General features: G+C 74.3%; 12 protein-coding genes. 6 read left to right on the top strand and 6 right to left on the bottom strand.

The window, feature by feature from the left end; translation table 11 throughout:
* Nucleotides 1–91 precede the first annotated feature (91 nt).
* The 4 genes from M6G08_RS31710 to yczE form a co-directional block, all read right to left on the bottom strand.
* Complete coding sequence (locus M6G08_RS31710; protein WP_003977404.1) at nt 92–466, bottom strand: RNA polymerase-binding protein RbpA; 375 nt, start codon at nt 464–466, stop codon at nt 92–94.
* 277 nt (nt 467–743) lie between these two features.
* On the bottom strand, nt 744–2,093 hold the full coding sequence (locus tag M6G08_RS31705; protein WP_272590576.1) for an MFS transporter: 1,350 nt from the start codon (nt 2,091–2,093) through the stop codon (nt 744–746).
* A 51-nt stretch (nt 2,094–2,144) separates the two neighbouring features.
* Nucleotides 2,145–2,921, bottom strand: coding sequence for a glycerophosphodiester phosphodiesterase family protein (locus M6G08_RS31700; RefSeq protein ID WP_272590575.1), 777 nt, complete (start codon nt 2,919–2,921; stop codon nt 2,145–2,147).
* Nucleotides 2,918–3,592 carry a membrane protein YczE gene (yczE, locus tag M6G08_RS31695; RefSeq protein WP_272590574.1) on the bottom strand — a complete coding sequence of 225 codons (675 nt, stop codon included), beginning with the start codon at nt 3,590–3,592 and terminating at the stop codon, nt 2,918–2,920. Before yczE ends, M6G08_RS31700 begins: the two co-directional genes overlap by 4 nt.
* 101 nt (nt 3,593–3,693) lie before the next feature.
* Here yczE and M6G08_RS31690 point away from each other — a divergent pair, with 101 nt between their 5' ends.
* Nucleotides 3,694–5,193 (top strand): SCO1417 family PLP biosynthesis transcription factor, encoded by a 1,500-nt coding sequence (locus M6G08_RS31690; RefSeq protein WP_272590573.1) that lies wholly within the window; start codon nt 3,694–3,696, stop codon nt 5,191–5,193.
* A gap of 284 nt (nt 5,194–5,477) precedes the next feature.
* On the opposite strand, the gene M6G08_RS31685 is transcribed toward M6G08_RS31690, so the two are convergent.
* Nucleotides 5,478–7,217: a P-loop NTPase family protein gene (locus tag M6G08_RS31685; protein ID WP_272590572.1), complete on the bottom strand. Its 1,740-nt coding sequence runs from the start codon at nt 7,215–7,217 to the stop codon at nt 5,478–5,480.
* Between the two features lie 53 nt (nt 7,218–7,270).
* Nucleotides 7,271–7,465 (bottom strand): hypothetical protein, encoded by a 195-nt coding sequence (locus M6G08_RS31680; RefSeq protein ID WP_003977410.1) that lies wholly within the window; start codon nt 7,463–7,465, stop codon nt 7,271–7,273.
* Between the two features lie 319 nt (nt 7,466–7,784).
* Between M6G08_RS31680 and M6G08_RS31675 the strand changes: the two genes are divergently transcribed.
* The 5 genes from M6G08_RS31675 (at nt 7,785) to M6G08_RS31655 (ending at nt 13,915) form a co-directional block, all read left to right on the top strand.
* Nucleotides 7,785–8,177 (top strand): ankyrin repeat domain-containing protein, encoded by a 393-nt coding sequence (locus M6G08_RS31675; RefSeq protein WP_272590570.1) that lies wholly within the window; start codon nt 7,785–7,787, stop codon nt 8,175–8,177.
* A gap of 334 nt (nt 8,178–8,511) precedes the next feature.
* Nucleotides 8,512–9,930, top strand: a complete 1,419-nt coding sequence (locus tag M6G08_RS31670; protein WP_272590568.1) for a HEAT repeat domain-containing protein — start codon at nt 8,512–8,514, stop codon at nt 9,928–9,930.
* A gap of 843 nt (nt 9,931–10,773) precedes the next feature.
* Nucleotides 10,774–11,901, top strand: coding sequence for a glycosyltransferase family 4 protein (locus M6G08_RS31665; RefSeq protein ID WP_272590566.1), 1,128 nt, complete (start codon nt 10,774–10,776; stop codon nt 11,899–11,901).
* Nucleotides 11,898–13,058 carry a glycosyltransferase gene (locus M6G08_RS31660; RefSeq protein WP_272590565.1) on the top strand — a complete coding sequence of 387 codons (1,161 nt, stop codon included), beginning with the start codon at nt 11,898–11,900 and terminating at the stop codon, nt 13,056–13,058. Before M6G08_RS31665 ends, M6G08_RS31660 begins: the two co-directional genes overlap by 4 nt.
* Complete coding sequence (locus M6G08_RS31655) at nt 13,055–13,915, top strand: SGNH/GDSL hydrolase family protein (protein WP_272590564.1); 861 nt, start codon at nt 13,055–13,057, stop codon at nt 13,913–13,915. Before M6G08_RS31660 ends, M6G08_RS31655 begins: the two co-directional genes overlap by 4 nt.
* Nucleotides 13,916–13,951: the final 36 nt, after the last annotated feature.

Genomic DNA, 13,951 nt, shown 5'->3' with positions numbered 1-13,951 from the left:
ACCGAAACCGCGGGTGCCGTACATGAGATCCATGTACGGCACCCGCGGTGTTCGATATGTGTCCCCTACGGTTTCCCGTCAGGAACGGTTGTCACGCACTCTTGCGGCTGTCTCGCGGGTGCACCGCGATGTTCATCGCGCCGGAGCGCAGAACGGCCAGCCGCTCCTCGAGGACCTCTTCGAGTTCCTCGCGGGTGCGCCGCTCCATCAGCATGTCCCAGTGCGTACGCGCGGGCTTGGCCTTCTTCTCCTCAGGGCCGTCGCCGTCCACCAGGAGTGCCTGGGCCCCGCAGACCTTGCACTCCCACTCCGGCGGGATCTCCGCCTCGACCGAGAAGGGCATCTCGAATCGATGCCCCTTCTCGCATGCGTACTCCACGGCCTGGCGCGGGGCCAGGTCGATGCCGCGGTCCGTCTCGTAGCTGGTCACCACGAGGCGCGTGCCGCGAAGAGCTCGCTCACTCATGAATCGTGCCTCCCGGGCTTGTCGCCCACAGGACAGGTGTCGCTGTCGTCGTCATCCGGTCAACGTCCGGGCGGCGGTAAAGATTCCCGTCCCGACTCCCGATCCGGGCCCTGCGTCGCCGTCGCAGCCGCAGCCTTGCAACCAGTGCAGTACCCGCCGACGTCCGGTTTGTCACCTCTGCTGGCAGATGTGACATAGCGATTCGGCACCTTTGACGCGCAGTAACGGTACGCCTGGCAGGCCAAACGCGTACACTACAGCCCTTTCGCGCCGAGTGCTAAATCCTTTCGGGTACCGGATTGCCCGCGTCGCCGATCGCCCGCCGCACCGGCACCCGCGCGAGGAGCACGAAACCGAGGGCGAAGAAGGCGACCAGTGAGATGATCGCGTCGCGGTAGCTCCCGGTCAGCTGGTAGGTGAGCCCGAACAGCAGCGGCCCCAACCAGCTCGTCCCGCGGTCGCTCAGCTCGTACGCCGCGAAGTACTCGGCCTCCTTGCCGGGCGGGACCAGGTGGGAGAAAAGGGAGCGGGACAGCGCCTGACTGCCGCCCAGGACCAGTCCGATGCCCGCGGCCAGCACGAAGAACCAGGCCGGCGCCCCGGCCGGCAGGAAGTACCCGGCCGCCAGCGTGACCGTCCAGGCGACCAGCGACCCCAGGATCGTCCGCTTGGCCCCGTACCTCCGTGCCAGCCGCCCGAGCGCCAGCGCGCCCGCCACCGCGAGCACCTGGACCAGCAGCACCGCCACGATGAGCGTGGACTGGCCGAGGCCCAGTTCCTCGGAGCCGTACACGGACGCCTGGGAGATCACCGTCTGGATCCCGTCGTTGTAGACCAGGTACGCCAGCAGGAAGGCCAGTGTCAGCGGGTGGCGCCGCATGTCGCGGACGGTCGCGGCGAGCTGCCGGAACCCGGGCAGGGCGGAGCCCTCCCGCGCGGGAGCGCGGCGGTCGCGCAGCCGCCGCAGCGGAATGAGTGCGAACGCGCCCCACCACAGCCCGGCGGAGGCCAGGCAGACGCGGACCGCCTCGCTCTCGGTCAGCCCGAAGGAGTCATGACCGGTGTAGAGGACCAGGTTGGCGACCAGGACCAGGGCCCCGGCCGCGTAGCCGAAGGCCCACCCCCGCGAGGAGACCGCGTCGCGCTCCTCGGGCGGGGCGATCTGGGGCAGGTAGGAGTTGTAGAGCATCATCGCCACGGACTGCGCGGCGTTGGCGACGATCAGGAGCAGGCCGCCCAGCAGGTAGCGGTCGCCGTCCAGGAAGAACATCGCGGTGGTGGCCGCGGCGCCGGTGTACGCGGCCGCGGCCAGCAGCGGCTTCCTGCGGCCAGAGCGGTCGGCGGCGGCGCCCACCAGGGGCATCACGAGCACCGCCACGATCACCGACAGGGACACCGAGTAGGCGAAGAACGATCCGGCGCGCACGGGTATGCCGAGCGGGTGCACGTACCCGTCCGCGTCCGCCGCCGCCTGAGCGACGGAGGTCAGATAGGGCCCCAGGAACACGGTGACCACGCTCGTCGAGTAGACCGAGCACGCCCAGTCGTAGAAGTACCAGCCGCGCTGTTCGCGCCGCCGGTCCCCGGCGCCGTCGGCCGCGTCCGTCCGCAGGGTGTCGGTGCCCACCCGTGCCCTCGCTTCCCCGTGCCCGCGCCGCCCCCGGGCCGGGCGGGGCCCTCAGACCCAGACGCCGCGGTCCTCCATGACCTCGCGCAGTGTGTCGATGTGATCGGTCATGATGCCATCCACTCCCAGGTCCAGGAGCCGGTGCATGCGGTCGGGCTCGTTCACCGTCCAGACGTGCACCTGGAGTCCGCGCGCGTGGGCGGCGCGCACGAAGCGGTGGTCCACCACCTGGATGCCCGACTGGACCTCGGGCACCTGAGCGGCCACCGCCGAACTCCGCAGCGCCGCCGGGACGCCCCAGGAGCGCAGCCGCAGGTTGAGGACGCCCCGGGTGCCGTACGAGGTGGCCAGGCGCGGCCCGGCCAGCCGCTGGGCGCGCACGACGCGCGCCTCGGAGAAGGAGCCGACGCAGATCCGGTCCCAGGCGTTCGTCCGCTCGATCAGCTCCAGCAGGGGCAGCAGTGCGGGCTCCGCCTTCACGTCGATGTTCCAGCGCACGTCGGGGAAGGTCTCCAGGAGTTCCTCGAACAGCGGCACCGGCTCCTCGCCCGCCACGCGCGCGTGACGCACCCTTTCCCACGGCAGGTCGGCGATCCGCCCGGCCCCGTCCGTCACCCGGTCCAGGGTCGCGTCGTGGAAGGCGACGAGTTTTCCGTCCCGTGTGGCGTGGACGTCGGTCTCGATGTACCGGTAGCCCGCCTCGACCGCGCGCCGGAACTGCCGCAGCGTGTTCTCCAGACCGTCCGCCGTCCCGCCCCGGTGGGCGAAGGCGAGCGGACCGGGGTGGTCCAGGTAGGGGTGGCGCGGACGGCGTATCGGGGTGGTCACCGACGCAGTATCGCGCGCCGGGGTTGACCGGCGGCAACCACCGTGCTGCCGTCGGATGCCGCCGGGACGGCGAACACGCGCAGGAACACCTGGGCGAGCGGGCCGATCGACAGGGCGTACAGGAGGGTGCCGACGCCGACCGTGCCGCCGAGGGCGAAGCCCGTCACCACCACGGTGATCTCGACGGCCGTGCGCACCAGGCGCACCGAGAGCCCCGTACGCCGGTTCAGCCCCGTCATCAGTCCGTCGCGCGGGCCCGGACCGAAGCGCGCGGCGATGTACAGCCCGGTGGCCGCGCCGTTCAGGACGATCCCGGCCACCATCGCGGCGATCCGCAGCGTCCAGCCGTGGGCGTCGGGCACGACGGCCAGCGTCGCGTCCATCGCGACGCCGATCACCAGCACGTTCGAGACCGTGCCGAGGCCCGGCCGCTGGCGCAGCGGAATCCACAGCAGCAGCACCAACGCGCCCAGGATGGTCAGCACCACGCCCATCGACAGGCCCGTGCGCTCGGCGAGGCCCTGGTGCAGCACGTTCCACGGTTCCAGCCCGAGCCCGGACCTGACGAGCAGCGCCGAACTGGCGCCGTACAGCACCAGACCGCCGTAGAGCTGGGTGAGGCGGCGGACGAGGTGACGGGACTGGCTGGGTCGGCTGGGTCGGCTGGACAAGACGTGCCCCCTGGGTGGTGGTAGTGGCCTGCTGCATGTCACCCTGTGGCTTGAGAGGCAGGGCCAACCATGGCCAATTCGGGGAAGGTGGACTGATTTCCATGGCGCAGTGGACCTCGGCCGTGGGGGCGGGGCAGCTCGCCCGGCTGCTCGGCTCCCAGCAGGACCGCCCCGCCGGGCCCGGCACCCGCCGACCGCCCGCCTACCGGGCGCTCGCCGACGGCATCCGCCTGCTGGTGCTCGAAGGACGCGTACCGGTCGCCGCCCGGCTGCCCGCCGAGCGCGAGCTGGCCCTGGCCCTGACCGTCAGCCGCACCACCGTCGCCGCCGCCTACGAGGCCCTGCGCGCGGAGGGCTTCCTCGAGTCCCGCCGCGGTGCCGGCAGCTGGACGGCGGTACCGGCGGGGAACCCCCTGCCCGCGCGCGGCCTGGAGCCGCTGCCGCCCGAGGCCCTCGGGTCGATGATCGACCTCGGCTGCGCGGCGCTGCCCGCCCCCGAGCCCTGGCTCACCCGCGCCGTGCAGGGAGCCCTGGAGGAACTTCCCCCCTACGCGCACACCCACGGCGACTATCCCGCCGGGCTGCCTGCCCTGCGCGCGATGATCGCGGAGCGCTACACGGCGCGCGGCATCCCGACCATGCCCGAGCAGATCATGGTGACCACGGGGGCGATGGGCGCGATCGATGCCATCTGCCACCTCTTCGGGGGCCGGGGCGAGCGCATCGCCGTGGAGTCGCCGTCGTACGCGAACATCCTCCAGCTGATGCGCGAGGCGGGGGCCCGGCTGGTGCCCGTCGCGATGGCCGAGGGGCTCACTGGGTGGGACGTGGACCGCTGGCGCCAGGTGCTGCGCGACGCCGCGCCCCGCATCGCCTACGTCGTCGCCGACTTCCACAACCCCACCGGCGCGCTCGCCGACGACGACCAGCGGCGCCGGCTGGTGGACGCGGCCCGCTCGGCGGGGACGGTACTCGTGGCCGACGAGACGATGAGCGAGCTGTGGCTGGACGACGACGTCGAGATGCCGCGCCCGGTGTGCGCCTTCGACCCGGCCGGCTCCACGGTCGTCACCGTCGGCTCCGCCAGCAAGGCCTTCTGGGCCGGCATGCGCATCGGCTGGGTCCGCGCCGCGCCCGACGTGATCCGCAGTCTGGTCGCCGCGCGGGCGTACGCCGACCTGGGCACGCCCGTGCTGGAGCAGCTGGGCGTGAACTGGCTTTTCAGCACCGGCGGCTGGGAGCAGGCCGTCCGGGTGCGGCGCGAGCAGGCCCGGCAGAACCGGGACGAGCTGGTGGCCGCCGTACGCCGTGAGCTGCCCGGCTGGGAATTCGAGGTACCGCGCGGGGGCCTCACCCTGTGGGTGCGGACCGGTGGCCTGTCGGGTTCGCGTCTCGCCGAGGCGGGGGAACGGGTCGGGGTGCGGGTCCCGTCCGGGCCGCGGTTCGGGGTCGACGGGGCCTTCGAGGGGTACGTCCGGCTGCCGTTCACCGTCGGCGGCGCGGTTGCCGAGGAGGCGGCGGTACGGCTGGCCGCCGCGGCCCGGCTGGTGGAGAACGGAGGCGTCGGGGGCGGCGAGCCGCCGCGGACGTTCGTGGCGTAGCGGGCGCGGCGCGCGGGGCCGGGTGGACGGCGAGTGAGGGGGAGTCCTCCGGTCGGTTCCCGTTCCCGCTTCCGTCTTCAGCTGCGCCCGCGCGGAGAACGCCCGCGCCGAAGACGTCGGAGGTGAGGGAGCCGGCGAGGGGGGACGCCGACGGCGGCTGCTCGGCACGGCGGGGGTCGGCCGTCCGGCCTGTCCTGGCGGTCCGGTGCGCCGGGGGTCGGCTGTCCAGTACGGCGAGGAGCCCTGCCCCGACGTACCGGGCAGGGCTCCTCGCCGGCGGAGCGTCAGGTGGTCTCCGCCGCGACCGCCTTGGCGGCGACCGTCTCCTTGGGGGCCGGTTCCACCGCCGCGGCCACCTCCTGCGGCGCCGCCTCCACGGCCACCGGTGCCGGCTCGGCGTCCGCCTCGCGTGTCTCCGTCTCCGGCTCGTCCGTCTTCTCGGTGGAGATCTTCTTCTCCAGCTCCAACTCCGCCTCCGCCTCCACCGGCACCGGGGCCCGTTCCCCGTCCGCCGGTGTCGTGCGCGGCGGCAGCAGGTCCAGAACCGCCCGGCGGTGGGCTTCGCTCGTCGCGTCGTCGTAGGGGTCCGGGGTGGCCGGGACCTGGAGGCGGTGCACCGGGCCCGCGCCCAGGCGGGCGTACCCACGGCCCGGCGGGACCTGTTCGACGGGTGTGGTGTGCGGGGGAGCCCCGAGCACGGCCGTCAGCTCCTCGGCCGTGGCCGGGCCGAGGACGACACGCGCGCGCGTGTGCTGCCGCACGGCGTCGCTGAGGCCGTCCAGGGCGTCCAGCTGGTCGGCGACGACCACCGTCACGTTCGCGGCACGGCCGTGCCGCAGCGGAACCTGAAGCAGGGACTGCGGGTCCCTGCGGCCTTCCGCGGCGGCCAGGTGGGAGAAGGCGCCGGGCCGGTCCAGGAAGACCCACAGGGGCCGCCTGGTGTCGTCGGGCGGGACCTCGCCCTCCTGCCGGGCACGGTTGACGGCGATCAGCCGGCGCTCCGTCTCGGCGGCGGCCCACTCCAGGCTGGTCAGCGCCCCGGTGAGCCCGCACTCGACGGCCAGCACGCCGTCCCGGCCGACCAGGCAGGCGTACTCGCCGGTGCCGCCGCCGTCGACGATCAGCAGGTCGCCGTGGTGCAGGGCCTGCAGGGCGACCGAGCGCAGCAGGGTGGACGTGCCGGTGCCCGGCTGCCCGAGGACCAGCAGGTGCGGCTCGGTGGAGCGGATGCCGGTGCGCCAGACGACCGGCGGGACGTCCCGCCGCTCCTCGCCGTGGGTGAGCGGGAGGGTGCGCTGGACCCGGGTCGGGTCGGTGAAGCCGAGGACGGTCTCACCGGGCGCCGTCACGAAGCGCTGGGCGGCGAGGTCGGTGGGCAGCGCCGCGAGCACGTCGACGGTGAGGTGGTTGGCCTCCTCGTTCCAGGTGAAGTGGTACTCCCGGCCCCGGCCCGCCTTGGCAGTGAGCAGGTGCTCGATGCGGGCCCGGGCGTCCGCCTCCCCGTCGGTGAAGTACGCGGGGTAGCGGATCACCAGGTGGGCGAAACGGCCGGCGTCGTCGAAGTCGTACGCCGGGAAGGCCTTCTCCCACGCGCCGCCGTGGGTGTACAGGGGGTCGGGGTCCTCGGCGAGGGAGAAGTACGGGACAAGCGCCTCGTACAGCGACCGCAGGCGCTGGGACTGGGAGTCGTCCGGGCCCTGTGGTGCCGGCGGGGTGCGGTCCCTGCCCTGCCAGGCTGCCGCCGCCATCAGGACGATGACGGCGAGCAGCGGACCGTACGGCACGAGCGCCACGACCAGGACCACCGAGGCCGCCAGGAACAGCAGCGCGCCGCGCCGGTCCTTCGGGGTCTCGGTCCACCTGCGCCGCGCGGCCGCGGCCAGCCGGCGCAGACCGCGGCCGATCGTGATCAGTGGCTGGAGGACGTCGGTGGCGCTGTCGGCCGCCGTCCGGGCCAGCTCCCGGCTCCGGGCGAGCTGTGCGCCGCCGTTGCTCAGAATGCGGGGGAGGGGCCGCCGGGCCACTGCTGCCTCCTGGGAGTGCGTACGTGCGGATGTCGGTCGGGTAGGGGCGGACGTCAGAACTTGATGCCGCCGAGGAGGCCCGCCAGGCTCTCGCCGCCCGCCTTGATGCTCGGGGCGATCGCCGTGGACGCGAGGTAGAACCCGAACAGGACCGCTACCAGCGCGTGCGAGGCCTTGAGGCCGTCCTTGCGGAAGAAGATGAAGACGACGATGCCGAGCAGGACCACGCCTGAGATCGAGAGGATCATGTGAGTTCTCCTGGTTCGCGGGGACAGTCACCATGAGTACTTCCAGGCTCACAGGATGTATCCGTACGATAAAAGGTGCAAATGGGGGAAATTCGGCGAAGTTGCCCCGGGTGGGGTAGGCGCGGGTGGGCCGGATGAGCAGTGCTGTTGCGCGCGGCCGGGTCCTTGCCGATCTTTACCCCCGGCACTTCGGCTCACGTGCCGTGCCAGCCAGTACCCTGGCGATTCACTCGCACGGCCGCACCGCTCGCGGCCGTGCGCACCCGTAGTCCCCGACGTCCGCACCGTGCGGCGTACGTAGTGAGAGGTGGTCCGGCCGATGAGTGAAGCCCCCGACCCCGAGGTCGTGGAGCTGGCGACCAAGATCTTCGACCTGGCCCGGCAGGGCCGCACCGAGGAGCTGGTCGCTTACGTGGACGCCGGTGTCCCCGCCAATCTGACCAACGACCGCGGCGACTCCCTCGTCATGCTCGCCGCGTACCACGGCCACGCCGAGGCGGTGCGCGCCCTGCTGGCGCGTGGCGCCGAGGCCGACCGCGTCAACGACCGGGGCCAGACACCGCTCGCCGGGGCCGCCTTCAAGGGTGAGACGGAAGTGACCAAGGCGCTTCTGGAGGCCGGCGCGGACCCGTCCGCCGGTACCCCGTCGGCCGTTGACACGGCGCGGATGTTCGCCCGGACGGAGCTCCTGGAGCTGTTCGGCGCCCAGTGACCGGACGCGGGACCGGACCCGATCCGGACTCGCTCCGCCCATTCTGACCAGGCGAAACACGGAAAACGGGGGAGGCGGTACCGGGCCGCCGAAATTTCGGTCGCGGCAGATGTGACCGCCGGGCCATCATGACGACGTGGTTCACGGACGTGATGGCTGGGCAGATGTTGCCGCACCGCGCGGGCCGTGACACGGCCCGCAAGGGCCACCGACGAGAGGCAGAGGAACATGGTCTTCAGCAAGCAAGAGACGGCGGGCGTTTCGACGTGTTGGCGCACGGCCAGGTAACGCGTGCTCCCCGGTTGCGTCGACGCTTGATGTGAGGCTGTTTCCCATGTTCGATCCGGTCATAGCGCCCAGCGGTACGCTGCTCGGCCTGCTTCAGCGGGGTCGCGGCGACGGCACGCTGCATGCGCTCACCGCTCCGCGCGCCGAAGCGCTCGCGGCACTGAACCACTGCGTGCTCCGCGACCCGCGCCACGACTGGCAGGTCGAGAACCGCTCCCTCTACTACGCCCGCCTGTACCTCGACCTCGGCGGCGAGCTGGACGCCATCGAGGGCCACCTCTTCGATCCCGAGGACGTCCTGGACTCCGATGAGTCACGCACCGGGCTGGCCCTCGCGGTCCTCGGCCACCTCGCCTCGTACGGCAGGCTGGACGCGCTCCAGTTGCTGCGCAGGTACGCCGCACACGGCGTGAACTGGGCGTGGGCCCTGGACGAGCTGGCGCTGCGCGACGACGACGCCGGCCTGCGGTCCCTCGCCGCGCCCGTCCTCGCCCGCTTCCCCCGTGACGCGGAGGGCGACGCCGAGCTGGCGGTCGCCGTCCGTGACGCCTTCGAACCCCGGCCCTGGCGCCTGTGGGCCGACGATCCGCGCGAATCGATCGCCGCGCGGGTGCGCGCCGCCCAGGAACGCGGCTGTTTCGACCGATGGCAGCGGCAGCTGAACTCCACCGGGCCGCGCCCGGGGTGGAGCGTGCGGGCCGTGTTCGACTGGGCCGACCAGGGTGTGGAGCGCGGCGCCGCGCTCCACGTGCCGGCCGCCCGGTGCCTCGCGGCCGTCGCCGGTCCCGAGGACCGGTACGAGATCCTCGAGGCTGCCCGGTCCGGCGGGGAGGGCGCCCGTTGCACGGCCCTGCGCTATCTGGCCGACGGCGACGACCCGGCCGCCCTCGACCTGATCGAGGGCGCCGTGGCCAACGGTTCGACACCGGTCGTGGAGGCGGCGGTCGCCGCCTTCGAGCGCATGCGCGGCCTCGCCGCCGTCGACCGCGCCCGCAGCTGGGTCCACCGGCCCGACGCCCTCGGCGCCGCCGCCGGGCGCGTACTGGCCTGCCGGGGCGGAGCGCAGGACCGCGACCTCGTCCTCGCCGCCCTGCGGGAGGCGGTCCGCGGCGAAGGCCCCGACGCGCCGACCCTGTTGACCCTCGTCGACGGCACCGGTCGGCTCGGCATCGCCTGTGCTGCCCCCGTCCTGCGCCACGTCTACCGCGAGACCGCCTCCTCCCACCTGCGCGGCCGTGCCGCCCGGGCGCTGGCGGCCACCGATCCCTCCTTCGCCGCCGGCTTCGCCATCGAATGCCTGTGGGACTGCGAGGAGACCACCCGCGAACTCGCCGCCCGCCACGCCGAGACCGGCGACAACCGCGTCGTCGAACGCCTGCGCAGGCTGGCCGCCGACCCGGCCGAGGAGGACGAGGTCCAGACGGCCGTACGCAGCCGCTTCGGCCCGGACGCGCCCGCGATGTGAGCGGGCCGGCGCGGGCTGAGCAGGCCCGGAGGCCTGGGCGGTTCGGGACGGCTGAGCGGGTCTGGGGGCTGGGCGGTTCGGGAAGGCTGGGCGGTTCGGGAAGGCTGAGCGGGTTCGGAGGTCTGGCGGGCCGGCGCGGGCTGAGCAGGCCCGGAGGCCTGGGCGGTCCGGGAGGGCTGAGCGGGTCTGGGGGCTGGGCGGTTCGGGAAGGCTGGGCGGGTCCGGAGGGCTGGCGGTTCGGGACGGCTCGGCAGGTCCGGGCAGTTGGTCGGCCCGGTTCCGGCCGCGCTGGGGAGCCCCCCGGGTCGGTACCGCTCGCAGAAACGCGCTCCGGTCCGGCCGCGCGGTGAGCGTACGGCCGGGTCGTCGCGGGCGGACCCCGAGGGCCGGCTGCCGCGTCGAGCACGCGGACTGGCGTTGCGCCCGTCCGGCTGAGAGGGCACCGGCGGGCTACGGGCACGTGCGCCGACCGAGGGGGTGGCGTTCGGGCCGGGGGACCGGCCTGTGGGACGGTGCCCGCGGCCGTCCGGTCGTGGGAGTGCCCGTACGTCCGTGCCGCCGCCGAGGGATGGCGGTGCCTCCCCGCCGCCGGGGCGGGCGTGGACCGGACCGCCGCCGGCGCCGGTGTGGACGGGTCTGTCGCCGGGGCGGGCCACGTAGGCGAGGCAGGGCCCCGAATCGCTGGGCGGCAGCCCCGCCGCGTGAACGCCGGATGGCCCGCGGGTACGCCGGGCGTGGCCGCGGACCGACCCGCCCGGGTGGGCGGGCAACGCTCATGGGACGTTCCTCGCCCGGAAAGATCGACGTTGACGCGAGCACGTCCAGCCCGGCGACAACACGGGTATGCGTGTCGTCATCGTGACCGAATCCTTTCCCCCCGATGTGAACGGCGTGGCCCACTGCACGCTCCAGACCGCCCGGCACCTCGTCGACCGCGGTCACGACTGCGTGGTCGTCGCTCCGGCCACCGCCCCCGGCAGTGACGCGGACACATCCGCGCCGTGCCCCCTGGTCCGGATCCCCTCCCTCCCGCTCCCCGGTTACCCCCAGGTCCGCGTCGCCCTCCCCAGCCGACGCGTGGCCGCGGCGATCGCCGATCACCGTGCCGACCTCGTCCACCTGGCCAGCCCGTTCGTCCTCGGCGCACGGGGCATGGCCGCCGCCGCCCGCCTCGGCGTCCCCGCGGTGGCCGTCTACCAGACCGACCTCGGCGGCTACGCCCGTACGTACATGGGAGCGGGCGAGGCGGCGGCCTGGCGGCGCATCCGCTCCGTGCACTCCGCCGCCGACCTCACCCTCGCCCCGTCCGGCGCGGCCCTGCGCGACCTCACGGCGCACGGCGTGCCCCGGGTCAGCCTGTGGCCGCGCGGTGTGGACACCGTCCGCTTCCGGCCCGACCGGCGCGACGAGGCGCTGCGCCGCGAACTCGCCCCGAACGGCGAGCTGCTCGTCGGCTACGTCGGGCGGCTCGCGCCGGAGAAGCAGGTGGAGCTGCTGTCCGGGGTCTGCGCGCTGGACGGCGTGCGGGTGGTCGTCGTCGGGGACGGGCCCAGCCGCCCCGGCCTGGAGCAGGTGCTGTCGGGCGCGGTCTTCCTGGGCCGCCGCACCGGCGACGAACTCGCCCGGGTCTTCGCCTCCCTGGAAGTCTTCACGCACACCGGTCCCTTCGAGACGTTCTGCCAGACGGTGCAGGAGGCCATGGCGAGCGGCGTTCCCGTCGTCGCGCCCGCCGCGGGCGGCCCCCTGGACCTCGTCGCCCACGGGCGCACCGGTCTGCTGGTGCCGCCGCGCGACGCCGCCGCCGTACGGGACGCCGTATGGTCCCTGTCCGCCGACCCCGCGCTGCGGGCCGCGTACGGCGCCGCCGGGCGGGCGGCCGTCGAGGGCCGCACCTGGGCGGCCGTCGGCGACCGGCTGATCGGGCACTACACGGACGTCCTCGCCACCCGGAAGGCGGTGCTGGCGGCATGAGCGGCGCACTGCGGATCGTCCGGCTCGCGAACTTCGTCGCCCCGGCGTCCGGCGGCCTGCGCACCGCGCTGCGCGAGCTCGGCAAGGGCTTCCGGGCCGCCGGACACGACCCCGTCCTCATCGTCCCAGGCGAGCACTCCGACGACCGGGAGACCGGACAGGGCCGCGTCATCACCCTCCCCGGGCACCTGCTGCCCGGCACCGGCGGCTACCGCGTCCTCACCGACAGGCGGCGCGTGGCCGCGCTGCTGGAGGAACTGGCCCCCGACCGTCTCGAGGTCTCCGACCGCACCACGCTGCGCTGGACCGGCAAGTGGGCCCGGCGGGCCCGGGTCCCCGCCGTGATGGTCTCCCACGAGAGCGCCGACGGTGTGCTGCGCACCTGGGGCGTGCCCGAGCGGACGGCCCGGCGCACCGCCGACGCCCTCAATCTCCGTACGGCGCACACCTACGCGCGCGTGGTGTGCACGACGGAGTTCGCCGAGCGGGAGTTCGTCCGCATCGGGGCCCGCAACGTCGTACGCGCTCCGCTCGGCGTCGACCTGACCGGACGGCACCCCGGGCTGCGCGATGCGGCGCTGCGCGCCCGGCACGCGCGCGTGGACGAGACCCTGCTGGTGATGTGCTCACGGCTCTCCGTGGAGAAGCGGCCCGGCACGGCGCTCGACGCGCTGGCGGCGCTGCGGCGGCGGGGCGAGCGGGCGGTGCTGGTGGTGGCCGGGGACGGCCCGTTGCGTCCGCGGCTGGAACAGCGGGCGCGGGAGCGCGGGCTGCCCGTGACCTTCCTCGGGCACGTCACCGACCGCGGGCTGCTCGGTGCCCTCCAGGCGTCCGCCGACGTGTGCCTGGCGCCCGGACCGGCCGAGACCTTCGGGCTGGCCGCGCTGGAGGCGATGGCCTGCGGCACGCCCGTGGTGGCCGGCGCGTCGTCGGCGCTGCCGGAGATCATCGGCTCTGCCGGCGCCGTCGCCGCCGGCCACGGGGAGGGCTTCGCCGACGCCGTGGCCCTGCTCCTGGGCCGCCGGGAGGCGGAGCGGCGGGAGGCGGCACGCGCGCGTGCGGAGTGTTTCGGCTGGGACGCGGCGGTCCGGGCGTTCCTGGCCGCGCACGACGCGGCGCTGCCCGCGCACCCCGCGCTGCCGGAGACCGTGTCATGAGACGCGTCCGGTTCGTGGCCCTCGGCGACTCGCTGACCGAGGGCGTCGGCGACCCGGTCGGGGACGGGTGGCGCGGATGGGCAGCGCTGCTCGCCGCCGGACTGGCCGAGGAGCCCGCGGAGTTCACCAACCTTGCCGTCAGCGGGGCGCAGACCCTCGACGTGGCCGGGCGGCAGCTGCCCGCCGGCCTCGCGCTGCGGCCCGATGTCGTGTCCGTCGTCGTCGGTGTGAACGACACCTTGCGCCGCACCTTCGACGTCGGCGCGGTCGCGGCCCGGCTGGACACGGTGTACGCCGCGTTCACCGCTCAGGGCGCGCTGCTGATCACCGCGTGCCTGCCGGACCCCGGCACGATGCTCGGGCTGCCGGGGGCGCTGGCCCGCCCGCTGGGCCGGCGGCAACGGGCGGTCAACGCCGTGGTGCACGCGCTGTCGGACCGGTACGGGGCCGTGCACCTGCACGCGTGCGAGGGCGACTGGACCACGGACCGTGCGATGTGGAGCGCGGACCGGCTGCACCCCGGCGAGCGGGGTCACCGGCAGCTCGCCCGGCGCTTCCACGCCCTGCTCGCCGAGCGCGGTGCCGCGACCGGTCCCGCGCCCTCGCCCGACGCCGGGTCCCCCGCCCCCACCAGGTCGGCGAGCCTGTGGTGGCTGGCCACCGCCGGTACCGGCTGGGTGGCCCGGCGCTGCGCCGACCTCCTGCCCCAACTGCTGACCCTGGCCGCCGACGAACTGCGCCACCGCGCGCGCGGCACCAGCGCCCGACTCGACCTGCGCACGTCCGCCGCGGTCTCCGCCGCTCTCACGGCCCTGTCGGCGACCGAACCGGGCGCTGGGCACTTCACGGCACCGTAGGGGATCGTTCAACGATCCCTCAATACCCCTGTTGTT

It is taken from the genome of Streptomyces sp. M92, from assembly GCF_028473745.1.
Taxonomy (GTDB): Bacteria; Actinomycetota; Actinomycetes; order Streptomycetales; family Streptomycetaceae; genus Streptomyces.
This window is presented reverse-complemented; position numbering and strand designations above follow the sequence as displayed.

Coding starts and splice junctions, on each gene's coding strand:
- M6G08_RS31710 (WP_003977404.1), bottom strand. CDS start 466: ATGAGTGAGCGAGCTCTTCGCGGCACGCGCCTCGTGGTGACCAGCTAC.
- M6G08_RS31655 (WP_272590564.1), top strand. CDS start 13,055: ATGAGACGCGTCCGGTTCGTGGCCCTCGGCGACTCGCTGACCGAGGGC.
- M6G08_RS31690 (WP_272590573.1), top strand. CDS start 3,694: ATGGCGCAGTGGACCTCGGCCGTGGGGGCGGGGCAGCTCGCCCGGCTG.
- M6G08_RS31675 (WP_272590570.1), top strand. CDS start 7,785: ATGAGTGAAGCCCCCGACCCCGAGGTCGTGGAGCTGGCGACCAAGATC.
- M6G08_RS31665 (WP_272590566.1), top strand. CDS start 10,774: ATGCGTGTCGTCATCGTGACCGAATCCTTTCCCCCCGATGTGAACGGC.
- M6G08_RS31660 (WP_272590565.1), top strand. CDS start 11,898: ATGAGCGGCGCACTGCGGATCGTCCGGCTCGCGAACTTCGTCGCCCCG.
- M6G08_RS31670 (WP_272590568.1), top strand. CDS start 8,512: ATGTTCGATCCGGTCATAGCGCCCAGCGGTACGCTGCTCGGCCTGCTT.
- M6G08_RS31680 (WP_003977410.1), bottom strand. CDS start 7,465: ATGATCCTCTCGATCTCAGGCGTGGTCCTGCTCGGCATCGTCGTCTTC.